General features: G+C 57.4%; 16 protein-coding genes. 10 read left to right on the top strand and 6 right to left on the bottom strand.

The features are described from left to right. Window positions 1-328: 328 nt before the first annotated feature. A complete protein-coding gene (locus GST84_11425) occupies window positions 329-589 on the bottom strand; it encodes a hypothetical protein (protein ID XGB12943.1) in 261 nt (86 codons plus the stop codon). 99 nt (window positions 590-688) lie between these two features. Between GST84_11425 and GST84_11430 the strand changes: the two genes are divergently transcribed. Next, complete coding sequence (locus GST84_11430) at window positions 689-2,362, top strand: DUF262 domain-containing protein (GenBank protein ID XGB12944.1); 1,674 nt, start codon at window positions 689-691, stop codon at window positions 2,360-2,362. Window positions 2,363-2,823: 461 nt separating this feature from the next. Here GST84_11430 and GST84_11435 read toward each other — a convergent pair whose 3' ends face one another. Further along, window positions 2,824-4,038: an ImmA/IrrE family metallo-endopeptidase gene (locus tag GST84_11435; GenBank protein ID XGB12945.1), complete on the bottom strand. Its 1,215-nt coding sequence runs from the start codon at window positions 4,036-4,038 to the stop codon at window positions 2,824-2,826. After that, complete coding sequence (locus GST84_11440) at window positions 4,035-4,691, bottom strand: hypothetical protein (GenBank protein XGB12946.1); 657 nt, start codon at window positions 4,689-4,691, stop codon at window positions 4,035-4,037. Before GST84_11440 ends, GST84_11435 begins: the two co-directional genes overlap by 4 nt. A gap of 1,277 nt (window positions 4,692-5,968) precedes the next feature. Here GST84_11440 and GST84_11445 point away from each other — a divergent pair. The 4 genes from GST84_11445 to GST84_11460 all read left to right on the top strand — a co-directional run bounded on the left by GST84_11445 (window position 5,969) and on the right by GST84_11460 (window position 10,294). Further along, window positions 5,969-6,187 carry a hypothetical protein gene (locus GST84_11445; protein ID XGB15751.1) on the top strand — a complete coding sequence of 73 codons (219 nt, stop codon included), beginning with the start codon at window positions 5,969-5,971 and terminating at the stop codon, window positions 6,185-6,187. 282 nt (window positions 6,188-6,469) lie between these two features. Further along, window positions 6,470-7,582, top strand: a complete 1,113-nt coding sequence (locus GST84_11450) for a hypothetical protein (GenBank protein XGB12947.1) — start codon at window positions 6,470-6,472, stop codon at window positions 7,580-7,582. Window positions 7,583-7,833: 251 nt separating this feature from the next. After that, window positions 7,834-8,814 carry an IS5-like element ISPpu18 family transposase gene (locus tag GST84_11455; GenBank protein XGB12948.1) on the top strand — a complete coding sequence of 327 codons (981 nt, stop codon included), beginning with the start codon at window positions 7,834-7,836 and terminating at the stop codon, window positions 8,812-8,814. A gap of 166 nt (window positions 8,815-8,980) precedes the next feature. Continuing rightward, window positions 8,981-10,294, top strand: coding sequence for an RES domain-containing protein (locus tag GST84_11460; GenBank protein ID XGB12949.1), 1,314 nt, complete (start codon window positions 8,981-8,983; stop codon window positions 10,292-10,294). Window positions 10,295-10,365: 71 nt separating this feature from the next. On the opposite strand, the gene GST84_11465 is transcribed toward GST84_11460, so the two are convergent. The 3 genes from GST84_11465 to GST84_11475 all read right to left on the bottom strand — a co-directional run bounded on the left by GST84_11465 (window position 10,366) and on the right by GST84_11475 (window position 17,457). Next, complete coding sequence (locus tag GST84_11465; protein XGB12950.1) at window positions 10,366-14,442, bottom strand: NTPase KAP; 4,077 nt, start codon at window positions 14,440-14,442, stop codon at window positions 10,366-10,368. 1,166 nt (window positions 14,443-15,608) lie between these two features. Continuing rightward, the gene (locus tag GST84_11470; GenBank protein XGB12951.1) at window positions 15,609-16,343 is read right to left on the bottom strand and encodes a hypothetical protein; all 735 of its coding nucleotides are present in this window, start codon (window positions 16,341-16,343) and stop codon (window positions 15,609-15,611) included. 199 nt (window positions 16,344-16,542) lie between these two features. Further along, window positions 16,543-17,457, bottom strand: a complete 915-nt coding sequence (locus tag GST84_11475) for a LysR family transcriptional regulator (protein XGB12952.1) — start codon at window positions 17,455-17,457, stop codon at window positions 16,543-16,545. Between the two features lie 206 nt (window positions 17,458-17,663). On the opposite strand from GST84_11475, the gene GST84_11480 reads away from it, so the two are divergent. The 5 genes from GST84_11480 (at window position 17,664) to GST84_11500 (ending at window position 25,998) form a co-directional block, all read left to right on the top strand. After that, a complete protein-coding gene (locus GST84_11480) occupies window positions 17,664-18,686 on the top strand; it encodes a zinc-binding dehydrogenase (GenBank protein ID XGB12953.1) in 1,023 nt (340 codons plus the stop codon). A gap of 517 nt (window positions 18,687-19,203) precedes the next feature. Then, window positions 19,204-20,589, top strand: a complete 1,386-nt coding sequence (locus GST84_11485) for a hypothetical protein (protein XGB12954.1) — start codon at window positions 19,204-19,206, stop codon at window positions 20,587-20,589. Then, on the top strand, window positions 20,589-21,944 hold the full coding sequence (locus tag GST84_11490; GenBank protein XGB12955.1) for a GntR family transcriptional regulator: 1,356 nt from the start codon (window positions 20,589-20,591) through the stop codon (window positions 21,942-21,944). Before GST84_11485 ends, GST84_11490 begins: the two co-directional genes overlap by 1 nt. A 146-nt stretch (window positions 21,945-22,090) precedes the next feature. Continuing rightward, window positions 22,091-23,740, top strand: coding sequence for a VRR-NUC domain-containing protein (locus tag GST84_11495; GenBank protein ID XGB12956.1), 1,650 nt, complete (start codon window positions 22,091-22,093; stop codon window positions 23,738-23,740). After that, on the top strand, window positions 23,737-25,998 hold the full coding sequence (locus tag GST84_11500; protein ID XGB12957.1) for an ATP-dependent DNA helicase: 2,262 nt from the start codon (window positions 23,737-23,739) through the stop codon (window positions 25,996-25,998). The genes GST84_11495 and GST84_11500 overlap by 4 nt, the downstream gene beginning before the upstream one ends. Window positions 25,999-26,096 lie beyond the last annotated feature (98 nt).

Consider the following 26,096-nt stretch of genomic DNA (forward strand, 5'->3'; position numbering starts at 1 on the left):
GGCGCTGAGGGAATTGTCGAAGATGTGCGGTGAGGTTCGCCGTAACACGGGTCAGCGGGGCAGAAGGTTGATCTGAGTACCTGCGCTGATCAGTCAGAGGCTGAGGCTTGAGGAGTACAGATGTACTCCTCCGGAGTGCTCAGTCTTCTGGCAATGTCACCAAGTCGTCTGGGCCAACCAGAAAGCGCTGGAGGGGGGGACCCGCAGAGGAGATCGAAAGCCTCCGTGATGAAACTGAGCACCTGTATAAAACCGTCATCGACTACCAGCCGTACAAGGCGAGTATGGCCACTCGATCGGTAGCCATTGTCGGCGAGACCAAGGAATTCTAAGCCAACCCTCTTTCAGTCATACGAACCAAAAGCGCTTGAGGATGAATGCGATAAGTGCCTACCCCAATCCGTTGCGTGAAGTGATCATAGGTTGGGCTGCTAACGCCAGTGGTCATCTCAGAATTGGATAGGAAGACGCCTGTGTAGGATTCAGCAACGTCGCTGAAAAACTGGACTACAGCTTGCCTCGTAACAACGAGGCCTTTGCCAAGGTGACCGTCGATTACTGCATCCAATACATTGGTACGTAGACTCATGTCGTGTTCCTTCTGTCAGGTAGAGCTGGCAGGGTGAGCTCTAGCTATTTTTAATGGCTAATGGCTATTATCTCATCATTTCTACAGCAAGGAACGCGCATGAAGCTCAATCCTCTACACCTCAAGATTGCTGGTTTGCTTGAGGGCAGGCTTTTTCGAATCCCAGAATACCAACGTGCATACTCTTGGAAATCTCGCCAGCGTAAAGACCTTTTCGGCGACATCGAGGAGGCATTTCGATCTGGTCGGGAGCATTTCATGGCTACTTTGGTCGCCTTGGCCAAGGAGAAAGAAACCCGCCTTATCGGCGTTGATGAGTTCAAGACTGTCGAGTTGGTGGATGGTCAACAACGTGTAACGACGCTCATCATCCTGATGAAGGCGATTGAGAAAGCTTTAGACAACGATGATGCTACGCAAGCCAAAGTGCGACGGGAGCTAGGTGAGCTGCTTATAAAGGGAGACGACCATTCCCTGATTCTGCTCCAGACAAACCATGACGCAAGTCAGGTTTTCACCAACTACATCCGAAAGGGGGTGGTGGAGGAAGGCTCAGCAAAAACTGCTGCAGATCAGAATTTGGTGGATGCTGCCCGTGACTGCGAGCTCTTTGTGAGCAAATGGTTGGCTCGTGGGGATACTATCTTTGAGCTGTTGGTGACCATCAGGAATAAGCTCACGATCATTTACCATGAGATCTCTGAAGAGGCTACGGTATATCGAGTCTTCGAGGTTCTTAATAGCCGTGGGCTGGATGTCAAATGGATCGATAAGCTTAAAAGCCAGCTGATGGCACTCATTTTCGAGCACGTTGAGGGTGGCACTCGCGATGAGGCGGTGTCTGAGATGCAAGATGTCTGGCGGGGTATTTACCGCTCGCTGGAAGACAGTACACGAATCGGAGATGAAGCTCTCCGCTTCGCAGGAGCATGGGCCTCTGACGCGCGACCCAATCGGATTCCCAGTGAAGCAGACTCGACCGCACTGCTCACCTTGAAGGCGGGCACGCAGTTAAGAACGATTGCCGAGGTTGGTCATGAACTCGAGGCTGTAGTTCAAGCGAACCTACGCTTGTTCCGAGACCCGCGCCTTCGGGCTGTAACGCGGATTGTGCATGCTCGGTTTGTCGCAGCAGCGATCCTCCTGAGGAAATTCGACAAGAAGACAGAGCACAAGCTGCTGGGTAAATGGGAACGCGCCACGTTCAGAATCTACGAGCTGGCGGGCCGGGATAGCCGTCACAAGGTTGGAGAATACATCCGTCTTGGTTATGAAATCTACCGCAGCAACCTGGATAAAGACCAAATTCTCAGTGGGCTAGAAAAACTCTCCAAAGGTTATTCGATTGACGAGGTCTTGAACAATATTGATTGGGTAAGCAGCTACGAAGGCTGGCAAAATCAGCTCCGCTATGTGCTGAACCGTTATGACGAGCACCTGGCAAAGCTCGCGGGGCAGAAGCTCAATGAGAGTCAGTGGGGCAAGATATGGGAGCAGGATGCCGCTAACTCCATCGAACATATTGCGCCACAAAGCAGTGGCGCCGAGTGGACGCATCACCTCGGGAATTTAACGATGCTGCCACCTGGAACAAATTCTTCACTCAAAGCGAAGCCTCCAGTTGAAAAGATCGACGTCTACCGAAGCTGCGGATTGATTGCAACGATCCATGTCGGCCACCAGCTTCATGAGGCTGGTTCTTGGACAGAAGATATGGTTTTAGCTCGGGCAAAAAGCATCGAGGATTTCATCAGGCTTGAATGGGCCGACTGATCACGGTGTAAGTCACGTGAAGTCCACCTTGGAGGTAATCGCAACCCCCATGTGGACTGCGTAGGCCGGACTGAGAAATGCGGCGACCGATGGAGGCGTAGTATGAAGTTAGATCGCTGCGCTGGATGGGATCACAGGCCAGTCCACCAGCAACAGCCCTCCATTTTCTCGCAAAGAAGAGATGCTGTTATCTAGTCCGTCGCTCTTGAGTGAGCCACTTGCGTCCCATTTCTGTTCACCCTATCTGATCAATGTAGGTTACGAGGTTCTGGATAATCGCGGCATTGGCTTGGGGCTAGGGGATGATATGCCAAGCCGAACAGATGGCTCTGGGTTAGTCAGACCGGCAGGAGTGCATGAGATGAGGCCAGCGGCGCTTGGGCAGTATTTGCCAAGCTACATGCCACATCAGCGCCTGAGGGGGTTGAACAGCGGAGGCCAAGACTGGCCTCCGTGAGCAATCATTTGCCGCGATTGAACGGAACCACTATCCCTGCGTCTGGTGCGTTGTGAACAACAGTCACGGGAGTCACGGAGGTACTGTTACTCTTAAGCTTGGCCAAGTGCACCACTTCAGCAATGCCACTGAGGTAGCGGTTGGGCAAGCCTGTCAGCATCTCGATATCCGTTGCTGCTAACCCGATGTAGGCAGCGACGCCGTTCACAGGCAAAACGCCTGAGGAGGCCAACAGCTCGATGGTGCGTTTGAGGAGGCGAGGTTGTTCAGGTGCGCGACCTTCATCACCTGGTTCCGCTTTGACGCCCCAGCGAGCTGAGCGACGCTTGAAAAGCAGACCCTTTGCATCATCATCGATCACCTTCAATGCCCAGAGGCGCATGACCATGGCAGCCACAGAAACGCCCCAGCGTTGCTTGAGCAACAATAGGCTGTCGAGGGTAACTGGGCTCCTGACTTCGGCGGCGAACGTCTCTGCAGGCAGCAGGAAAGCACCCGCAAAACGGTGCGCCTGGTCTTCCATCATTTTGTGACGAACAGGGTCAGTCGACCGCTCAATTCCTTTGTGCAAGATCAGATGGCCGAGCTCATGAGCTAAGTCGAAGCGACTGCGGAAGCCGTTTTGCTTGTCAGCGGAAAGCAGCACGAGTGGGCGGTTCAACACCTCACTCCATGCCGACAGCCCCTCGATGGTTGCAACGCCGGTTTCCTCGCGCACCAAGATAACGCCGGCGCCTTCAACCGCCATTGCCAGGTCAGGTATTGCACGTCGACCCAGGCCCCAAAGCTCGCGACATTCATCGGCAGCTTCTTCGATATCGGCATTGGTGATCTGCTCAGGATCCTTGAAGGTACGCTTGGGCAGGTTCACATCGGGAAAGTCCACGAACTCACCCAGCGCAATTGCGATGTCCTGCGCCCATTCAAGGCGTGCTTCGAGCATTGTTCGTGCGCTGGCATGCGCCGAGGCATTGCTTCGGAACAAGGGAAGAGAGCACTTCTCAGGTAAAGGGCGGGTGAACCACTCCGGGGTAACATTGATGACTTTGGAGAGATTGGCCAAGGCTTCGGCCTCGGGACACTGCTGCCCAGTTTTCCACTTGCTAATCGTGGCAGGGGAGACCCCCACCATGCTTGCAAGTGCGACTTGAGAAAGGCCGCGAGCCGCGAGCGCTTGTACCAGCCGCCCCGACTCAAACCCTGTGATTCCACGACTCATGATTCTGTATGTTTTCCTGTTTCGGGTAGGCCCGTTTCGAGCACGCCTGTTTTGAGTTTCGGCTTCGCCTTGTCGATTTGCTCAGATGCTTCATCGTAACGAGCGAGGAACTTACTCAAAGGCTCTCGGAAAAGCCAACCCTTCATTTTCGCATCTGGCACCGCGATGTGAATTTCCAGAGGCGCTTCGGGCAGTTGGGTCAGTGAGCCGCTGAAGCACGCTACGAAAAAGAACGTACCGGAGGTGATAGGTTCCGGCGCAAAAAGTGATGGCTGAACCAGCTGCGTCATGGCCTGGTTTGCCTCTGCAAGCTGCCGTCGGATAGCACCCCGTCGGATGTTGTTCCACAGCGTGGAGCACATGTTCACCCGACCGAACTTGAAGATGCCGGCGTGGCCCAAGACGACTCCGTTACCCTTGAGGGGCGTATGGACTGCGTCGGCGGCACGCAACGTCTCTTCAAAGGACTCGTTCATGCGGAAGGCCCGCATCTGTCCCAGCGCATTCTTCCGGTGGTTGTCGTCCATGTCTTTAGTATCCAGGTACGCGCGGAGCGCACCTGCTTCAAATGCGTCCTCGATACCCATGGCAAGGTTGCGAGGGACATGGTGAATCAACAGCTCGGGAATGGTGGGTTGGCGGGTTTTGGTCATGAATGGAGGTTCTCGGATTTCGAATGGCGGGATTATACCTTAAAAAAATTTCGCGTGAATAGTGAGGAATCGATATTTGTGAATTTTAGAGGCTGATTCAGAGCTCCAAGCGAGGGCGTGAGGCAGTAGCTTTAGCGTTGTTGCGTTCACAATCGTCATTGTGGGTATGTTGCTGATGCGAAATTGAGCGCTCGTCGAGTGGTTTGCGGGTGGGTTATGAAGGACGTGCGCTGGGCTTTGTGCGCTGGCCCGCTGTGCGGCTTGCCGGTGACCATTTGCAATCGCTTTATTTATGAGGTGTCTAACGACCCTCCGCGTCATCCATAACCACGACGGTTTTTCATGATATGAATGACTGACTGGAAGGCTTGGGCTTCCTCCCACTGAGGTCTACGGCTAGGGTTGCGCGGCAGACGCGCTAATAAAGGATGAGGGGTAAGGGTATGGATGAGCAGCAAGAATGGCCTATGTACAACGGTAGACCCACGGTCTACTTTGATCAAAATGTAATCGATCTGGCCGTTAAGCAGAGAGATCCGGCGTTTTTCACCCAGTTCTCCAAAGACTTTCAGATCGTATATTCCGACCATACGCTGCGGGAGATAAAACGCAGTGGGCAGCCTGACAAGTTCTTGGAGGTTCTGTCCAGGTTCAATGCCATGATCCTCAAGCATGACGTTGATAGCGCGTTCCAGCCGACAGGGCAGATGTTTCTCGCCTCAACGCCTCCCGTAGCTGCCTTTGAGCAGTACGTCGCTACTGCACCATTCTTCGATCAGATGCTTGCCTCAGCTCATCAGACCACTCTGAAGATGTTCGGTGGACGCAAAGACAACAGTTTTGAGGACATCGCCGCCGAACAAACGGAGGCATTCAAAGGGTTGATGAAGATGGTCGCTGACGGAGCGGCAGCCTTGGCGGACACACATCCGGAACTGGTCGCTGCAGCCGATCAGTATATTGAGATCACCCAAAGGGCGTACGAAAAGGCCACGCAACTGTCGGCGCAGGAGATGACCAAGCACATCGATGAATCGGGTGCGAAATCTGGTATCCAGGGGTACCGTGAAGCAGTTGGGGCGGGGCCCGTGCAACTGAACAACATTGAAGCGCCCAATGTCATCAAGAAAATCTGGGCACGTTACCAGAACCTTGACGGCTACAAGGACAGAGGGTTCACGATCGAAAACTTCCTCGGCATTTCAGCCAGTCCGATCCATGGTCGCGAGCTCTACCGGTTCGAGAAAGTGACTAGCATCTATAACGTCCTCAACGTCATTGGGTACAACCCTGATAGCCGTCTAGACAAGGAAAACCGTCACATCGCGTCAATCAGCGATGCGGCGCATGCGTCTACGGCGATATTCACCAATGTTCTGCTCAGTGGCGACGCAGCTTTCGTGAGCAAAGTCCGTGCGATCTATGAGTATCTTGATATCCGCACGGAGGTGGGGTTAGTCACGGTGCAGGGCGAACGGGTACTCATCACCACGTGAGGTGGGGAAGCGATCTCATTCTAGCGTGGTGTGCAGGTCTTGAGCGGTTCGGGGAATATCGAGAATTTGTGAGCGTCGCAGTTGGCTAGCAGTGAGGAGTACATTTGTGTTCGGACTGCTACAAAGTTATTCCCATCTAAGGGATAGGGCGTAGCTACCCATGTCAATCCGTCGTATCGGATCGGTCTCTTTACCGTGCGCCCAATGAACTTGTGAGAGGTGGTTTTCATTGGTTTTTTTTGGGCGCGTGGTGGAATTAATTGAATGGAGGTGAATTTAGTAATGTCGGATTTAAAGAGCGGAGTTCCCACGAGTCTTCAAGGTATTAATGTTTGGAGGGCGTTGGGGAGTCTGGTGTCAGCAAGCGCTACAGTGACAGCTGTGGGGGCGCTTGCAGCTTTCGTCGTTATTTTTGCCTATTTGCATGAAATTGGATCGCCCGAATTGATAGGTAAGGCTTTGGCGGCACCTTCGGAGGTATGGCCTTGGGTCGTTGTGTCAAGTCTTTTGCTGATTTTTTATCTGCTGCTTCTTCTCTTAACTACGGCTTCATACGCAGTTGCCGTCAATCTGTTCAAAAAAACACCGGACGTCCAGCGTGCGATGGCGGGCTATCTGCTTATCCCCACGCTTGCTGGCGTTGTCGCGACAGTTTGCTCGACCTTGCTGACTCATAATACAAGTGTAGTCCCTGTGTTTGTCGACTCCGCTGTATGGGTGGTGATAGGTATGCTTGTATTGTTTTTCATTCCCAAGTTCACTGTTCTGCTTGATAAGGCTATTTCAGGTGATAAGGCTGTCCATTGCTTTGGGGTTATCCACCTGAAGCACATGTCTGCTTTGGCTATGGCTACCTGGGTGGCAGCGATCGCTGCCACTTTTCCAATGCTAGCTGTTTTGAGCACGCCTTCGTTGTTTTACAGTCAAGGCGGTGTGAGTAAGGCTGTTTTTATTTCGATATTTATTACCATCCTTGGTTTTGTTCCCGCTATCGCATTCTATGTGTCAAGGGGTGAGACCTTTGTTCGGGTGCGCAACGCATTTTTTGGTGTTGTGGCTCTGATAATTGGTACGCTCGTTATTGTGCCGTCAGCTGTGCCCGCTGCGGTCGATCAGGCTGCAGTTCTAGCAGGTATTAAGGATGTGCGGGTGTTTCCTTATATGTTGAAGGAAACCTATGCTGCAGAAGATTTTGATAGGAGCTGGGGGAACGTTGTTACGAAAAGGAATTATCCGGTAGTAGAAGGGCTTGTGCTTTTTACTTTGGGTGGTGTTACGTTGCTGTGCCCAAAATCTTTAGAGGGCACGGATCTGTCTAGATGGGCTTCCGAGTCGGGAGCCTGTTTGACGATGAACAGCAAGATGGTTAAGCGGATGCCTTTGAAGCAGACATAGATGTACTCATTCTAGAGTGGTCGAACAGTTAGAGTAGTCACTGCCATGACCGCTGCTTACCAAGCACTTAAGGTTGTAGCAATGGGCTGTTGCCTAGCCCGTGCGCGGTAAACGACGAAAATTGATGAGCAGTCTTTAATAGCGTGATCCAGTAGTATCGCAGATTTGGGGCCCAAGTGTGCTTAAGGAAGGTCTGAAAAAGACTTCCTGAATCTGGTGAAATACGCCGATCCCGCCAGCCGAGTTTTTCCATGAAGCAGATGACCTTCGCCGACGCCGAGTACGCCGGCAAGCGCAAGCAGACCCGTAAGGAATTGTTCCTGATCGAGATGGATCAGGTGGTGCCGTGGAAGGGATTGATTGCCCTGATCGAGCCACACTACCCAAAGGGTGAAGGTGGTCGTCCAGCCTATCCGCTGATGGCCATGTTACGTATCCATCTGATGCAGAACTGGTTCGGCTACAGCGACCCGGCCATGGAAGAAGCGCTCTACGAGACGACCATCCTGCGTCAGTTCGCCGGGCTGAGCCTCGAGCGTATTCCCGACGAAACCACCATCCTCAAGTTCCGTCGCTTGCTGGAGAAACATGAGCTGGCAGCCGGCATCCTCGGCGTAATCAATGGCTACCTGGGGGATCGCGGCCTGTCGCTGCGCCAGGGCACTATCGTCGATGCCACACTGATCCACGCGCCCAGCTCGACCAAGAACCAGGACGGCAAGCGCGACCCGGAAATGCACCAGAGCAAGAAAGGGAACCAGTATTACTTTGGCATGAAGGCGCACATCGGCGTGGATGATGAGTCGGGGCTGGTACACAGCGTGGTAGGCACGGCAGCCAACGTGGCGGATATCACCCAGGTCGACAAACTGCTGCACGGTGACGAGAACGTCGTCTGCGCCGATGCCGGCTACACCGGCGTCGAAAAGCGCCCCGAACATGCTGGCCGCGAAGTGATCTGGCAGGTCGCAGCACGCCGCAGCACCTACAAGAAGCTCGATAAACGCAGCGCCCTGTACAAAGCCAAGCGCAAGATCGAGAAGGCCAAGGCACAAGTGCGAGCGAAGGTCGAGCACCCGTTTCGAGTGATCAAGCGCCAGTTCGGTTACGTGAAGGTGCGCTTCCGTGGCCTGGCCAAGAACACCGCTCAGCTGGTGACGCTGTTCGCGCTGTCGAACCTATGGATGGCGCGCCGACATTTGCTGACTACCGCAGGAAAGGTGCACCTGTAATGCGGAAAATGGCTGCTGCGAGGTGCTCGCGGCGGCCAAAAACGGAGAACTGAGCGGGTTACCTGGTCGAATTTGATCGACGGCCCGCTTTCAAAAGCAGCGAGGGCTGAAGTCGACCGGAAATACAGGGCTACTTCAGACCTTCCTTAAGGCCAAGGGAGGCAGTGTGTTGAAATTTGTATGCTCAGAGTGCGTTGTTGAACGCTATCTCCAAGACTACTTGGACTTCGATGATACCGACGAGTGTAGCTACTGTCAGAAGGAGAGTGGTGTCGTGCCGCTTGAGGCGCTCATCGAGCAGTGTCGGGAGTCTGCGCTTTCTTCGTTTGAGGTCGTCGAACAGCCGCGTTCGGTTTACCTCCACAACCACGCGCCGATCGGGGAGCACTGGACGGACGTGCTTCACCGTGTACTTGGCTGTTCGGATGAGCTGATAAACGATATCGGTGAAGTCCTTTGGGACGGCTGGAGAGATGAGGATCCGTACTTCAGAGAGGGCGCTTCAGCGAGCATCGACATGACGTATGAGTGGAGGGAGATGGAGCGTAGCCTCCGCGAGGAAGCACGGTTCGTGAACCCAGCTGTCACGCGTGTACTTGAGCAGGTCTTTGGCAACGTCGATCAATTGCACCTTCGCGGATCACGCTCAGCCATATTCACGATCGGCCCTGGCCAACCCCTGCATACCTTTAAACGGGCGAGAGTGTTTTCCTCTGATAGCAGTGTTGAGGAAGCATTGCTCCATCCTGAGCGTTTCTTAGGGCCACCTCCGTCGGGAGTAGGGGCCGCAGGACGGATGAATGCCAAAGGCGTCTCAGTGTTTTATGGCGCTACAAACGACAGAACCGCCATTGCTGAGGTTCGACCACCTGTTGGAAGCTATGTGGTAACCGCCGCGTTCCAGGTGACTCGCCCACTGCGGTTGCTCAATTTGGGTGCGTTGAACAAAACGCGTCCTGATAGTCGGCTCAGCTACTTTGACCCCCAACGCGTCGAGCAGGCGAAGCGAGCCGCTTTTCTAGCGAGCCTGAAAAACCAGTTGTTGATACCAGTGATGCCGGATCTGGCGGATCACGGCTACTTGATTACGCAGGCGATCGCCGACTACCTGTCGATGCATCCTACGCTCAACTTGGACGGCATCTACTTCCCGTCAATCCAGCTGGGTAAGCGTGATGATGTCGCACCTGGACACAACGTGATCCTCTTTAATAAGGCATCCGGTGTGCACCATACCGACTCTAAGTACAAAGCTGAGTTCGCCTCCCTTCGGCAACCTGTAGATGAGGGTGAGTACTACAGTCCACAGATCTGGGCGGCCAAGAAGAAGGGCGAGGATCAGCCGAGCTGGTGGGATGAGATTCCTCCGGTACCTCGCTACAAACCTGCACTGGCTCTGGATCGGGAGGAGATCCGAATTCACCAGGTCAAGTGGGTCGATTTTGATACAGATGAAAAACTTGTGGGCTACAACCCTTGAGATCCTGATCGATCACTAGTCGACGGCGAGGGCGGGCATAGGTTGCCCGCCCATCTGGAGCTGTCGGCTTTTCAGTTCCGGTTGAGCCAGCGCTTCAGCAGGCCAGCCATAGGCTTGCTTGTGCCAAAAGCAGTGTTGATGATTTGCAGATCGGCTTCTGATAACCGTGCCGGATCAAGCTCCTTGAGCAGCGCTTCGGTTCCGAACGCTCTTGCCCAGGCAGCAATGTGTCCTTTGGCCGTATCTGAAGCCGCATTCGGAATCTCACGCAGCAGAAGACGTGCATATGCCAATCGCTCTTCATGACTAGGCAGCCGATCTTTGATTTCAGAGCGCAGGCCATTGACGGCTGTCCAAGTGAGAGGGCTCTCCGGAATCTTCAGCAGTTGAAGTGCCAGTGCTGGCAGCTCCTTCGACTCCTTCTCATCCATGTAGGCGCGGAAAATGTGACCGTAAACCCTTTTGCGTTGCTCATCAGTGATCTCGCTGTGCAACAGCATGGATTTTAGGTTGTTGAATGCTTCGATTTTGAGCGCGCGGCACCAGATGGAGAAGGCAAGATCAGGGTCGTTCACATTGCCCCGTGGGCCTTTCAGCAATACTGCTTTGCCAGCGCTCACGTATTCGTCCACCGGCAACTCGGGAATCAACGCCGTCCACGCGCGTTCAAGCATCTCAACCTGTACTGCTTTGTTGAAGTCGACACCATCAGCCAGCGTAGTGAGCTGAGGGCTGCTGAGCCTTACATGCCCGGATGTCAGGGAGTCGATGGCTTGTGCGGGATTTTGTTGCCAGACGGCACATGCTGTGTCCACCAGTTGAGCACCTTGTGTCGATGGAACGATACCGCCGGTGATCATGCTTTCCATGGACGCTAGCGTGTATTTGCCGACCATGCCTGGTGATGATGAGGCCTGCTGCCTTGCTTCGTTGAAGAGCGCTTGAGGAGAGTAGCCGTGGGGAAGCTGCTCAATCGTTGGCCAACGCCCGCAGAAGTGCTTGTGCAGACTCTCGAAGGCATGCTTGTGTCCCTTGGCACCACTGAACAATTTCTGCAGCGCTGGCCCCAACACTGTCGGAGTGGCCTGCATGAACACCAGTGAAATGCCTGGGACAAGCTGTCGCAGCACGTTGTCCCATGAGGCTATTTTGCTTGGGGCCGCCAACATCAGCGCATCCACATGAGGGCGTAGCAGTTTGTCGCTCCAGTATTGCAAGGGGATATGCGTGGCTGCGTCTGTGTAGAGCGCCCCTTGCGCATCATCCAGCTCTTGGCTGCTTACGAGCGTGGTCAGTTGATTGACGAGCGAGGTTTGGTCGTGCTCGTAGAGTGATCCGAATACCTCAAACAGCTGATTGCGGCATACGCCAGGAATGGCGCTAAGGGGTCTCCTGATCCAATGATCGAGCACTCTCGCAAGGCTGCGCGGATGATCCACCACAAATTTGCGTAGCACCTCAGCAGCATCATCGGCATAGCCATCAGTGGTACTCAACGAGATCGCAAAATCGGTAAAGCTCTCCCGCCATTCGTCGTTGAAGTACGGTTTGCGCTCAGCACCGAGATCCACAATCAACCGGAATGCGCGTTGGTAATCAATGGTCTCGTTATCGAGGTCAGCTACTCGGATGCTGAATCTAGCCAGGCACTTCAGCAACTGCTCTTCGTCTGAGTAAGGAACGTATTGCTCCAGTGCTCGGATCACGCAGCCGATGATGAGCGGTGCGCTCATGTTCGAAAGGTTGGTCACCTGCTCCCAAAGCTCATCACGGCTTTCATCACCTTCGCTGGACATGCGATCCCAGACGGAGTTGATCCTGTCAGTCGTTTGCTGCATATCCAGCCCGTCAATCAGATCGTCTTCATCGTGCGGTTCTTCATGGCCGTGTAGCGCAGTGATCAACTGATTTACGTACGCCGTTCCGATCTCCGGTAGCAACGACGTCTCGAACTCATCCATCCAGCGTTGCAGGTGGCTAAACGGGAGGGTGATTGAGCCAGAGCCCGTTTTTACTATGCGTCTGGACAGCCATTGCATGAGCCGGTCTTTCGCTGCCGGCCCAAGACCATGAGCGGAAAACACGCTGAGCACTATCTGCGATGCGCCTTCAACCATGATGATGGTTTCTTCCAGATTGGGCATCTGACCCGACTGGAGGCGCATGGTGCAGGCTTTGTCAGGCGTCAGCAGCTCGTCGATCAACACCGAGGCTATCTGCTTTTGATCCGTTGGATTCGAGATAGCGGTGATCCGACCGATCTTCTCTACGCCAAGCAGTGAGCGAAGACTGTCAGAGGTCACGATGTCGTTGCTCAGAATCCCCAGCACCAGATCGCGGGTACGCGGCGGCAAGCGATCAATGATGTCGGCCACAACACGCATCGCGTTGAACTTGAGCGTGTCTTCAGTGCGATGCAGCTCGCTTAGCATGCCGTGCAACAGCTGAGTCTCTTGATCGCTCAAGGACTCGTTGGCACGAGGAGAAAGGGCCTCCAGGAAGCCCTGTGTGTCTCCGGAGACCAGGTAGCCATAGATCCGCGCAGCATGGGGGCCGTATTGTCTTGTCGCGAAGTCCTCGGACAGCAACAACAGGCTCTGCAGCGAGCCCGGCCATTGAATGCCCACCAGGCTGGCCAGGAACTGACGCAGATCGCGCTGCCCATCGAGCACGCTGGTTTTTTCCGCTCCCTCTTCTTGAGTCACATAGCGCTTAAGTACATGGCGAGTTTCGAGAGGCTCGTCATCGAGCAGCGCCTGCCTGACCATCAAGTTCGTGAGGCGCTCCAGCAGCTGCGGGTCACCTTGCAGGTCTTGGTAAAATCCCGGGAAGCTCACACGTGCGGCACTCAATGCCCCTAGCGCAACCGGGTAGTTTGTGACGGCACCCTCATGCAGGCCGCCAGGTCGCTCACTGCCAATGGCGCCAAGCTCGCGTTCTTTTGCAAGCCACCAAGTCTGGGTGAATGCGTTTACGATCTGAAGGGCATTACGCGGATCGGTGACGTTGATGTGAATCATCCGATCCACCACCTGTTCAACCGAGGCGCCTCTATCGGAGATGTCTTTCACCAGGTCTGGGAAGTTCTTGAGCTTGGAAAGCGCGAATTGGCGCATGTCGCTTCGCGGCGGAGGCGGAATCTCCAGCCTGAACTGGAAAATGCGATCAAGGTAACGCCGAGCATCGGTGGGGTTGAACACTGAGCCTGGTTGCTCAGGGTTGCCGCGTCGGCGCGAGAGCGCATCCGCAACCTTGCCCTCATCGCATGAAATCACGAATACCAGGCCGAGGTTGTCCGGAAGCTTGTTGACCGGGATCTCCATGAATGTACGCACGGCATCCAGGCCCAAGACCATTTCTTCCGCTGAGAGTCGGTCGAGGTCGTCCACGAAGATGACGAGGCGCTCGTAGGGTACCGCATTACTTCTCGACGCTTTGAACTTGCGCAACTGCTGCAACAGCATCTCTTCATACTGCTCAGCACTGGCGCTGGGCAGATGGACGCGAGTGACGGTATTAAAGGGGCTGACTGCCGTCGGTTTCATCACCTTGATCAGGTAAGCATAAATCCCAGTGACCGCAGCAACGAAAAGCGACTGGACGATGGCATTCTCCAGCGGTAGCCATTTCAAGCCTGCGGCTACGAAGAGCAGATAGGTGATCACTGCGATCAGGAACGCCGGTACAGGGGCAACCCAGCTCATCAGGTGTTGCTTGGTCAGTTCACCGACACCCTTGTTGACCGTCTCTGTGTGGGTCACATTGCGGTAGAGGTCATCATGAAGTTTGCTCTCATCGCCACCCAGCTCCAGGAACACGTGCCGTAGGAGGGCGCGCTTGATGTCTTGTTCCTTGCCACCAAATCTCCAAGCGTTGAACGTGATGCTTTTGAAACGCTGACTGCGCGGGCGGCGTCCACCCGCTGTCGAGGTGTCATCAGCCAAGGCGTGCGTATACATCTCTTTGATGGAGCTCTTACCGGTGCCCCAGCCGCCTAGCAAGCCGATGCTGAATGGTGGCTGATGACCTTCATCTTCAATCAAGCTCCGGAGGGCCTGCGCGTAGTGCCGGTGCCCGAAGGCGTCATCCTCTTCTTTCTCGATGTGGCGATCCAGCACGGCAGGCATGGAGCGGCGTGTATCTAGCATCCTGTCTTCCTTAGCAGAATATGGCATTTGGCTATCTGCTCTGGAGCTTACTTGCCCTAGATGGGCGGTGGCTAGGGACGCGTGCCATGCAAGGCACGCAGTACGAGCGTGTAATTGTCCAGATTGAGCGGGCAGCAGATCCCGCCATGCTTGAAATGGGCTTTATGCCGCTGTCGCAGGGTGGCAGGGGGGGGCAGCAGATTCACCAGGGTATCGCGGGGATCACAGCGATGTGCGTTTTTTACAGGGCGCCCGTGGCACGAGTATGGTGCCCTGTAGCTTAAGACGCTGGAAAGCAGATCTCTGATGGCAGCGCCTGGGGAGCATGGGAGGGCTGGATTATGTGAGGCAGACGAGCAGAAAGACCACGCATTGCCTGTTCCAGTCCTGGGATACCTCCATCGCTCTCCAGGTCTTCAATCTCCAACCGCAGGTGATCAATGAGCTCGACTGCAGGTTTGCCAGACTCCAGGCTCAAGGTGAGTGCCAACATTGTCAATGGACTCAGCTCCAGCCCGTTGGCTGAGTTGGTCAAGCTTGTCCAGCGTAATGCTGCAGTGACCGCCTTCAAGCTTACTCAGATAAGTGCGACTCGTGTCGCCGAAGTTGCGCTGCGAGATATTTCGCTTGCTTCTAAGCGTCTTGAGTACGGTGGCGAACGACGACTTAAGTGACATTGACGGTTCCTCCATCTGTATGTGTCTTCAGTGACCTTCACGTTGAACCCACTGCGCTAGAGTCATCTGCGCTCTATCAACGGCAGCCCCATGTGGCGAGCCGGATGGGGGGAGGTGCGACAGGTTGACTTACTGTTGATACATACAGTATATCCTGCGAGACCCGATAGGAGAACATTTGTACTCAGTGGGGTGGCGGCGTGACGAATAACCCAGGTAGACCGTTGAAAACCGCTTTGTGTTTTTCCCAAGGACGAGGTGCTCTGGCAACCGTAGCTGCTCCCGAGAACGAGATGGCAGTGGTGTTGAGGTGGACGGGGTACACGAGTGAGCTTCGGCGTGCAGCAGTAGCGTTGCGGCAAGTGAGGCGTCCCTGCGTGAATCGGCTTAGATCGGTTCTGTGTGTTTTGCATCCAAAGGGTGACGCCTTCGTGGCCTACCACCTCAGGCTGTACCTATCTCAGAAATGAATGGGCCGGGTTGGAACGTTTATCCCTGAGAGCTCCCCTCCGCCTCGTTAGCAGTGGGGGATGGAATCGATTCAATAGCCTTGCGCACACTGGTGGTCAGTTGCTCAAGAATACTGACAATCTCCGAAACATCATCACTGTTGACCACAATGCGCTGGCCCGCTCGATAACGGCTGTCCCCGCTCTTTTTTACGTAGTCCTCGTCGACGATGCCCTGGGTGTGGGCCAGCAGATGGCGCTGTTGGAACAAGATTGTCAGCCGTTCAAGACGCTCGATTGGTAGGAGCTGCTCATAGCGGGTGCCGATTGCGTCAGCCCAAAGCTGGCTACCTTCAACAAGATTCTGGAAAGCATTTCGCCTCACTTGGTGTCCAAGCTTGAGCGAGCCATGGAGTGCTTCCATCACATGTTGGAAGGCGGTCACTGCATTCTGCAGGCAATTTTCGATGAGCAGTCGAGTGGTGTACTCCGCTGCATCACGGTCGGGACTGGCTGACTTGACGACATCCAGTTGCTCAATAGTCTTCTTGATCCCACTGATACTTTGCTCAAACTGGTGTCTGCGGCGTTGTGACCACACGCAGGGCAGAAGTAGGCGGAGCCAATCACGCCATACCTGCATTGGCACTGTGTGCAGGTGATTTTGAGGCGCATGGGCTCCAATGCCAGGAATGGCATCGGTACCTGTTGCGGTTTGCTGTTGACTGACATCGTCATGGAGATGAACCCGTGGGAGCGATGCCGGGCATTCCAAGATTGCGCGTCTGCGCGCATTCCCGTGGATATGGCGCCGGCCCTTTACAGTTGGACCTTACATTGGGGGCATCATTTTCAAACCATCCAAAGCATACCCTCAGATGTGCCCCTAATGTAGCAATCCACTGGAAGTGAATGGAGCTTCACGGTCTATGAAAAGACAGAAGTGATCAGTTGAACAGCCTGCCCGACGGCCCCTAAAGACTCTCAGGGTCGCCAAAAAACATCTGTATCCGCGACCGCAACCACCGCTCCGCCGGGTCATTGTCCTGTGCCCCGCGCCAGGCCATGTGCAGTTCGAAACTGCGCACGGGTATCGGCAGATCCTCGGCCCGCAAGCCGCCGGCGGCCGTCAGTGCATCCGCCGTGTAGTCCGGTACCGTAGCCACGATATCGGTGCCTGCCAGCAAGCTCCCCAGCCCGTTGAACTGCGGTACCGCCAGCACCACGTGGCGCTTGCGGCCGATTTCCTCGAGGGCTTCGTCGATGAAACCGGACAAGTCCCCGGCAAACGACACCAACGCATGGGGCCGCTCGCAGAAGTCATCCAGGGTGATGCTGCCGGGTACGCTGTCGGCGCGCAGCAGTTTCGGCATGCTGCGGCGCAGCACCTTGCGCTTGGCGTTGGCCGGCAGTTCGCTGGTGTAGCTGACACCCACCGAAATCTCGCCCGAGGCCAGCAGGGTTGGCATCAGCAAGTAGTTGACCCGTCGCACCACCAGCACGATACCGGGCGCCTCGGCGCGAATGCGCTTGAGCAGTTGCGGCAGCAAGGCGAACTCGGCGTCGTCCGACAAGCCGATGCGGAACACCGCATTGCTGGTGGCCGGGTCGAATTCGGCAGCGCGGCTGACTGCAGTGGAAATCGAATCCAGTGCCGGTGACAGCAGGGCGAAGATCTCGTGGGCCCGTGCCGATGGCTCCATGCTGCGCCCTGTGCGCACGAACAGCGGGTCATCGAACAGGTTGCGCAGGCGCGACAGCGCCGCGCTGATGGCCGGTTGGCCGAGAAACAGTTTTTCTGCGGCGCGGGTCACGCTGCGCTCGTGCATCAGCGTCTCGAACACAATCAGCAGGTTGAGGTCTACACGACGCAGGTCGTTTCGATTCATCGGTGCGCTTCGCCTAATGTGGGGCAGAGGTGAATCTTAAGGCCAAAGGCTGTTACCCTGCACGGGTTTAGGGGGACCAATCGCAGGGAAAGTCAGGTGCCCAATCGATGACAAGCATGTCGACTATTAATGCCCACTGATGGTCTAACGGGCAAAGCCCGGATAGAGTCAGTGGTAATTAGAGGTTCACAAAGGCGAGGTATGCGATGTCCCGCATGATCCGTTTCCACAAGTTCGGCGCTGCTGACGTGCTCCGTTGCGAAGAGCAGGCCGAACCGTCACCCGCTGCCGACGAGGTGCAGATCCGCGTCGAAGCGGTTGGCGTCAGCTGGTATGACGTGCTTTGGCGCCAGAATCTGGCACCGTCCCAGGCACGTCTGCCAGCAGGGATCGGTCACGAAATGGCCGGGGTGGTGACGGCGGTCGGTGAAGGGGTCGATGACATTGCCGTCGGTGACCGGGTTGCCAGTTTCCCGGCCACCAGCGCCAACGACCACCCGGTATATGGCGATGTCATCGTACTGCCGCGTACAGCCATTACTCGCTATCCGAATGTGCTTACCCCGATTGAGGCCAGCGTGCACTACACCCCGCTGCTGATTGCCTATTTCGCCTACGTCGACCTGGCACGGGCCAAGGCCGGGCAGACAGCACTGGTCACCGATGCCAGCCATTGCGCCGGGCCTGCCTTCGTGCAGCTGGGCAGGGCCCTGGGGCTGAAAGTGTTTGCCGCCACCAAGGATGCGGCGCAGCGAGAGTACCTGCTGGGTCTGGGCGCAGACAAAGTGATTGTCACTGAAGAGCAGGACCTGCTGTTGCAGATTGGCAAGTACACCGATGGCCGCGGCGTTGACATGGTGCTCGATGGCATGGGTGGCCCGCAGATGTCGCTGTTGGGCGATGTGTTGGCGCCGCGTGGCAGCCTGGTGCTGTACGGCCTGCAAGGTGGCAACCAGACACCGTTCCCGGCCTGTGCGGCATTCCAGAAAAACATTCAGTTCTATGTGCACTGCATCGGTAATTTCACCGGCAAGCCAGAGCTTGGCATCAGCCAGGACCAGGTGGCACTGCAGCGTGCCTTGCGCGATATCAACCAGTTCACCGCCGACCAACTGCTGACGCCGCAAATCATCAAGGTGTACCCGTTCGAACAGGTGGTCGAGGCGCATCGTTACATGGACCAATGCCCGTGCGGCGGGCGGGTGGTGCTGGACATGGCGCAACACTGACGGTTACTGAAATGACCAGCAAACCCGGGCAGGCCCCGGGTTTTTTGTGCGCGGGGTAAAGTGATTCAACTTTTAAAGTAGGACTGTTCCTACAATAAGTTGCGACGCGGACTACATATAAGTCAGCGGTCTTTGGGGTTTCAGAAATATCCCGCCAAATATTCAGCCTTGAACGCTTTTCCCTTGCGAGCCACTGTGAGCTGACACGGCCGCTGAATGGTTTTTTTACCGTGAACTGTGTCTTCAAATCGCGCTGCCTCCCTCTCGATAATGGCCCAATGATAGTTTGTGCAAGGAACGTGGGATGAGCATGGCTATGCCTGGTATAGAGCAGCATGTGGAAGCGACAGGCCATCGCAGTGGTGGTTTTTTCTCGATGGCCTGGCGACAGTGAAGGGTTACGTCATTACTTTCATTTAAGTTGTAGGAATTTTCTTCTGGGTAAGTTTGGCGCATGTTCAAGTTGAAATGGTTGGTACGGCATGCGCTGGCTGCATGAAGTTGATGAGGTGATTGCGTGACTGCTATTCACGACCAGGCGATGCATTATATCTACCAGCAAGTACTTGAGCGCTTGTTGAACCACATGTCCCAGGCGCAGCGCGCTTCCTTGCAGTTGTTGATACAACGCCTGTTGGTTGCTGCAGGCGGGCCCGAGTACATCGGTACTTTCAGCTTGCAGCTATTGCAAGGTAGCGACCGCCATAGCAGCCGGCTGCTGGCCATGTTGCGTGCCGCGCAACTGAGCATTGCCCTGCGTTCGCCGGTAACCTTTCAGCTGCGGGTATTGGTGGTCAGCCTGCCGGTTGCCGACAGCGCCACGCTGGAAGCTCATGAGCGCAGTTTTAGCGCCCTGTTCATGCAGGATGATCCGAGGGTGCAATTGCAGATGATCGAGGGGCGCGCAGTGGTGCCGTTCAGTCGTCGGCTATCGGTAATGCCTGAGCGCTGGGGGCTCGCCAGGGATGCGTTGTTGATGTTCGGCCACATGATCGATGCCAGGCCTGAAGCCCTGCTGGGTTGCCGCTTGCACCTGGAGCTGGCGGGGGCCGTGGATAATGCGCTGCAGTCAGCGGTGCCTCCCGATGCATTGGTCACTGCCGTGCCCGGGTTCCACCGGCGCCGATACCTGGCTTGGGCCCGGCGTAGCCTGCGCCTGGCCAGCGAGTGCGGCCCGCATGCAGTGCACCAGTGCCTGGCGGCACTGGCCCAAGGTCTGAGCCGATTGCACGGCGCTGTTGGGGGCGCACCGGTTGGCCAGCACGGGCCGGTACCGGGCGCCGTACCGGGGCGTGCGCCAGTGCGGCTGATTGCTATTGATGACCTGTTGCCGCAGTTGCTTGAAGACCAGCAGATTGACGCGATGCTGGGTTGTCACTTCGAGGCTGCTACGGATGCTTTGTCGCTGTCTGAATTCGTCGACTCGCTAGCCACGGCACAGTTGCACGAACTGCGTGCCCGCAGCCTGGAGCCGCAGGCCGGGCGCCCAGCGCTGACGCTGGCAGGGCAGGGGGGTGACAGCAAGCAGCGTAACGCCACCCCGTTGCTATTTGGCAAAGTCTACGGCATCAATCAGGCCCAACTGGTGTGCCTGCTGTTCAGCCCGTTTGCCAGGCAGGGGAAAAACCTCGAGCGGTTCTTGCAGTGCCGGCATGCCGACATGGTAGTGGCGTTGCCGTACCTGCACAGGGCCTTGCAAGGCAAACCCTGCCCTGATGCAGTCAAAGCCTGGCTGGTGAACACCAGTGGCCTGCCGTTGGGGCAACTGCGGCAGATTTATGATGGGCAGTTACCGCTGACGGGATGGCGCCTGCTTAACCACCTGGCCCGTCGGGATGTACACCTGAGGTTGCTACCGCAGCAGGCGGTGGGGCGGCGGCGTGGTGCTGCGGGGCTGCCTTGATGGGGCGAGCGGCCCCAGGCGAGTTCGCGTATCGCAAGGTGTATCGCTACCTGGAAGCGTTGATCGACCAGGCTGCAGGCGTTGGCACATGCCGTTTGCCGTCATTGCGTGAGCTGTCCCGGCGGTTACGGGTGTCGTTGGCCACGGTACAGAGTGCCTACAGCCTGCTGGAGGAGGAGGGCCGTGTACATTGTCTGCCGAGGTCGGGTTATTACGTACAAAACGGTGGCAAAGATCAGACTGTGGCCGTGGCCCGGCAGCCTCCCTTGCCGACACAGCCACTGTTGGAGCGCATTCTGCTTGGTCATGAACGGCGTTTGGCCCGTCAGCGTGATCGCAGGGTTGCGTCCTGGGAAGCGCTTGGTAGCGCCCGTTTGCGCAATGCTGTGGCTGAGCGATACACCCGCTGCTCCAACCAGTACTGGCATGCCGATGATGTCCAGTTGGCCCCCGATGTGCTGGCGTTGCTGGAGACGCTGCTGACCGCACTGGCCATGCAAGGTGGTACCGCGTTGGTGCATTCACCCTGTTGCTGGCAAGTGTTGCGCGCCTTGGGGCGTGTCGGCATGCGCGTGCTGGAGGTACCACAGGATTCCCGTGGCAACCCCGAGCTGCACGCTTTGGCCAAGCTGCTTGCTAGCGAGCCGATAAACCTGTTGGTCATGCCGTCTTGCCTGGGCATGCCACAAGGGCGGCTGGTTTCACCGTATTTTCAGCAGCAGCTTGGGCAGTTGCTTGGCCAACACCCGGTATGGTTGCTGGAAAACGACCTGGACAGCGAGCTTTGTTACGACGGGCCGCCGAGCACACGCCTGCGTGACTGGATCGACCCGCGCTGGCTGTTGGTGATGGGCACGTTCGAGGCCGCGGTGGGGGCAGAGGCGCCGTATGCCTATTTACTGAGTCGTGACACCGTGTTGGCCAAGGCATTCGCCGAGCGAGCGTTTCGGCTTGCGCCGCTACGCTTGCAGGCGCTTGCTCACATGCTCGGCAAGGGGGAAATCGAAACGCAACTGGTTCAACAGCGCACAGACCTGCAAAGGCGCACGCAATACCTGGCGCATGTGCTGCAGTCGCAATTCGGCCAGCGGGTGGTCTTCGAGCTGCCGCAAGGAGGGCAAATGCTGTGGGTGAGTTTCCGCCAGCCGCTGGCGTGGGACGGTATTGCCTTGGCATTGGCCGGCTCTGCATTGCATGCGCTACCGGGCGAGCAGTTCGGCCTGCAGGGGCATTACCCCCAACACCTCGCGCTGATTTGGCTGGGCGGGCACCCGGATGAATTGCAGCGGGCGGTAAGGCGACTGGCGCAGGCGCTTGAGGTGCACTGCGGGCGAAATATCCGCTTCTCGAGTTGAAACCAAGACGCTTGCAGGCGCTGACAGTTGCTGCGAAGGGGACGACAAGTCAAATGAACGAGTCACCGGGCTGACCCGCGGCTCTTGTCAGGTACGCTTTTCTGTATGTATAACCAGTGTCTGTTTTTGCTACCTGATGCCATCCCGTGATTGCCCATTCCGTCGACGACCCGTTCTACTACCTGCATAACTTCCGCCAGGTAGTGTCGTGGGTCGAACAGCGCTACCAGGACCTGCTCGATGACCAGGAACTGGCCTTCATCCGTGCCTTCAGTCAGTTGCAAGCGCCAGCCCAGGCCTTGATGGTGCGTATGGTCATGCGCAAAGGCGAGTTGTTTCGCAGCGATCGGCTCGACTACGCCGAAATCGGCGATACCGCGCTGGCGCTGCAGCCGTTGCTGGCCCTTGGCTGGGTAAGGGAGCCCGAGCAACTGGAGCTTGAACAGCTGTTCGCGTTGCTGCGCAAAGAAGAGCTGGCCCGCTGCTTCGCCCGGCAACTGAGCCGCCCGCGCGCAGCCAAGCATGAGCTGTTGGCACAGTTGCAACCCCTGGCCCTGGCGGCGCGGTCATTGGCCGAATGGTTCCCCGACAGCGAGGTGCGCATTCTGCAGTGGTGCCTGCAACCTCTGTGCGACCGCATGCGCCTGCTGTTCTTCGGCAACCTGTACCAGGACTGGTCAGACTTTGTCCTCGCCGACCTGGGCTTGCTGCGTTACGAGCAGGTACCATTCAGCTCCGATTCTCGCGCCCTGCAGCAACGTGACGATGTCGACCTGGCCATGGCCCTGCACCAGTGCGCCGAGCGCCTGGAGCAGGGCGGCGACCCGCAGCCGATCCTTGCCACCCTGCAGGGCCTGCACAGCGACAACCCCTGGCTGGCCCGGCGCCATGCGCGGCTGCAATTCGCCGTGGGCCAACAATGCGAGCGCCTGGGTGAATGGGACCTGGCCACGGCCGTGTATGCGCAGTGCAACCATCCCCAGGCGCGCATTCGCCAGGTGAGGGTGCTGGAGCGCAGCGAACAGTGGGGCCAGGCCCATGCACTGGCATTGCAACTGGCTGCGGCACCCGCCAACGCGCTGGAGGAGCAGGCGCTGCAGCGCATGCTGCCACGCCTGGCGCGCAAACTCGGCGGCCCGCCCCAGCGGCGCAAGCGCACCACGCCGCTGGAACTGATCGAGCTCGAACTGCCCCGCGGGCATGCTGCGCTGGGCGTTGAAGAAGCCGTGCGTCAGCACCTGATGCAAGAGGGGGGGCAGGTGCATTACGTGGAAAACACGCTGTTCAACAGCCTGTTTGGCCTGTTGTGCTGGGAGGCCATCTTCGCCCCGGTGCCCGGCGCATTCTTCAACCCGTTCCAGGCCGCGCCACAGGACCTGCACGACAGCGACTTCCAGCAACGGCGCAGTGCACTGTTCGAACGCTGCCTCGGGAGGCTCGACGATGGCAGCCATCGCCAGGCGATTCTCGACTGCTACGTGGCCAAACAGGGGTTGCAGTCGCCGTTCGTGTTCTGGTCCATGCTCAGCGAGGCACTGCTGGAGCAGGCCTTGGCTTGCTTGCCGGCCGCTGCACTCAAGCAATGTTTCCTGCGCCTGTTGCAGGACATTCGCAGCAACCGTGCCGGTATGCCCGACCTTATCCAGTTCTGGCCCGAGCAGGGCCGTTATCGCATGGTCGAGGTCAAGGGGCCCGGTGATCGCCTGCAGGACAATCAACTGCGCTGGTTGGAGTTCTGCCGGCAACACGGCCTGCCGGTCGCGGTGTGCCACGTGCGCTGGAGCGAATCGCCTTGAGTTACAGCGTAGCGGTGCGCGCCTTGTGTGAGTTCAGCGCCAAGGTTGGCGACCTGGACCTGCGTTTCACGCCGTCGCCCTCCGCTCAGGAGGGTATCGAGGGACATCAGCGGGTAGTGGCACGGCGGGCTGCTGGCTACGAGTCGGAAATCACCCTTGAAGGCCAGTTCGAAACCCTGACGGTGCGGGGCCGTGCCGATGGTTATGACCCTGGCAGCAATCGCCTGGAGGAAATCAAGACGCACCGTGGCGATCTGGCGCGTCAACCGGCCAATCACCGTCAGTTGCACTGGGCGCAGGCCAAGGTCTATGGCTGGTTGATGTGCCAGGCACGACAACTGCCCGCCATCGAGGTGGCGCTGGTGTACCTCGACGTGGACAGCGACAGCCAGACGCTGTTCACTGAGCACTGTTCGGCTGCCGAGTTGCAGGCCTTCTTCGAAACCCAGTGCCAGCGCTTTCTGGGCTGGGCCCGATTGCAGCAACAACGCTTGGCCGAACGTGACCAAGGCCTGCTGGCGCTGAGTTTCCCTTACCCACAGTTCCGAAAGGGCCAGCGGCAGTTGGCTGAAACCTTGTACAAGGCGGTTAGCACCGGCCGTTGCCTGATGGCCCAGGCCAGCACCGGCATTGGCAAGACCCTCGGTACCTTGTTCCCGTTGCTGAAGGCCATGGTGCCGCAGCAACTGGACAAGCTGTTCTTTCTCACCGCCAAGACACCGGGCCGGGCGCTTGCGTTGGACGCCGTGCGCCAGATCACCGATGCCACGCCGCAACCTGCCTTGCGCACACTGGAGCTGATCGCTCGCGACAAAGCCTGTGAATACCCGGACAAGGCCTGTCATGGTGAGTCCTGCCCCTTGGCCGCAGGCTTCTATGACCGTTTGCCGGCTGCGCGCGAGGCTGCTGCAGCAGTGCCGTTGCTCGACCGCGCCAACCTGCGTGAAGTGGCCTTGGCGCACCAGGTGTGCCCGTACTACCTGGGTCAGGAGATGGCGCGCTGGGTCGACGTGCTGGTCGCCGACTACAACTACTACTTCGATGCGCATGCTTTGCTGTTCGGCCTGACCCAGCTCAACCAGTGGCGAGTGGCAGTGCTGGTGGACGAAGCGCACAACCTGGTCGAGCGTGGGCGCGGCATGTACAGCGCCAGCCTTGACCAGGGCCAGTTGCTGGCGTTGCGCCAGAGCAAACCGCCTGGGCTGGTCAGTGCGCTGGACCGCCTCAACAGGCAATGGAACGCGTTGTATAAAGAGCAGCGCGCGCCGTACCAGGCCAGCGAGTCGCTGCCTGAAGGGCTGCTGCGTGCCCTGCAGCAGTGCGTCGGGCTGATTCAGGAGCAGATGAACCAGGCGCCCACGCACATGGACCCTCAGGTGTTGCAGTTCTTCTATCAGGCCTTGCAGTTCTGTCGGGTTGCCGAGCTGTTCGACGAGCACTTTCTGTTCGACATCAGCCAACGCCAGGGCCCGCGCAAACGGCGCCTGGCCACCCTGTGCCTGCGCAATGTCATCCCGGCGCGGCTGCTGGCACCACGCATGCAGGCGGCGCGCAGTGCGACGCTGTTTTCCGCCACGTTGAGCCCACGGCACTTCTACAGCGACCTGTTGGGCATGCCAGCCGATACCGCCTGGCTGGACGTGGCCGCGCCGTTCCGTGCCGAACAGCTGGAGGTACGCATTGCCAGCCAGGTGTCCACCCGTTACCAGCAGCGCCAAGCCTCCCTGGCGCCGATCGTTGACCTGATTGCCCGGCAGTATGAGCGCATGCCGGGTAACTATCTGGCGTTCTTCAGCAGCTTCGAATACCTGCAACAGGTGGCAGGGCTGTTGGCCGAGCAGCATGGCCAGATTCCCCTGTGGTCACAGGAGCCGGGCATGGACGAGGCGGCCCGCCAGGCATTTCTCGATCGCTTTGTCGCCGATGGCCGAGGTGTGGGCTTTGCCGTATTGGGCGGCGCTTTCGGCGAAGGGGTGGATTTGCCCGGCACGCGGCTGATTGGCGCGTTTGTTGCCACCCTGGGGCTGCCTCAGGTCAACCCGGTCAACGAGCAGTTCAAACAGCGCCTGGGGCGGCAATTTGGTGCGGGTTTCGATTACGCATACCTCTACCCGGGCGTACGCAAGGTGATCCAGGCGGCGGGCCGGGTTATTCGGGGTGACCAGGACCGTGGTGTACTGGTGCTGATTGACGAACGCTTCGCCGAGACGCGGGTGCAGCAGATGTTTCCAGGGTGGTGGGCGGCGGCTACTGTCTAGCGGTCTTTCGCTTTTGGCGATCGGTCGCAATCAGGAGGGTGAGCAAACCACCCACCCAGCTCCCCTCATGGCACACCGCCGCAAGGCGGCCCAAGCGC

This window comes from Pseudomonas putida (assembly GCA_041879295.1).
Lineage (GTDB): Bacteria > Pseudomonadota > Gammaproteobacteria > Pseudomonadales > Pseudomonadaceae > Aquipseudomonas > Aquipseudomonas putida_Y.

Coding starts and splice junctions, on each gene's coding strand:
- GST84_11435 (XGB12945.1), bottom strand. CDS start 4,038: ATGAGTCGTGGAATCACAGGGTTTGAGTCGGGGCGGCTGGTACAAGCG.
- GST84_11490 (XGB12955.1), top strand. CDS start 20,589: ATGGGGCGAGCGGCCCCAGGCGAGTTCGCGTATCGCAAGGTGTATCGC.
- GST84_11425 (XGB12943.1), bottom strand. CDS start 589: ATGAGTCTACGTACCAATGTATTGGATGCAGTAATCGACGGTCACCTT.
- GST84_11430 (XGB12944.1), top strand. CDS start 689: ATGAAGCTCAATCCTCTACACCTCAAGATTGCTGGTTTGCTTGAGGGC.
- GST84_11450 (XGB12947.1), top strand. CDS start 6,470: ATGTCGGATTTAAAGAGCGGAGTTCCCACGAGTCTTCAAGGTATTAAT.
- GST84_11440 (XGB12946.1), bottom strand. CDS start 4,691: ATGACCAAAACCCGCCAACCCACCATTCCCGAGCTGTTGATTCACCAT.
- GST84_11480 (XGB12953.1), top strand. CDS start 17,664: ATGTCCCGCATGATCCGTTTCCACAAGTTCGGCGCTGCTGACGTGCTC.
- GST84_11475 (XGB12952.1), bottom strand. CDS start 17,457: ATGAATCGAAACGACCTGCGTCGTGTAGACCTCAACCTGCTGATTGTG.
- GST84_11465 (XGB12950.1), bottom strand. CDS start 14,442: ATGCTAGATACACGCCGCTCCATGCCTGCCGTGCTGGATCGCCACATC.
- GST84_11455 (XGB12948.1), top strand. CDS start 7,834: ATGAAGCAGATGACCTTCGCCGACGCCGAGTACGCCGGCAAGCGCAAG.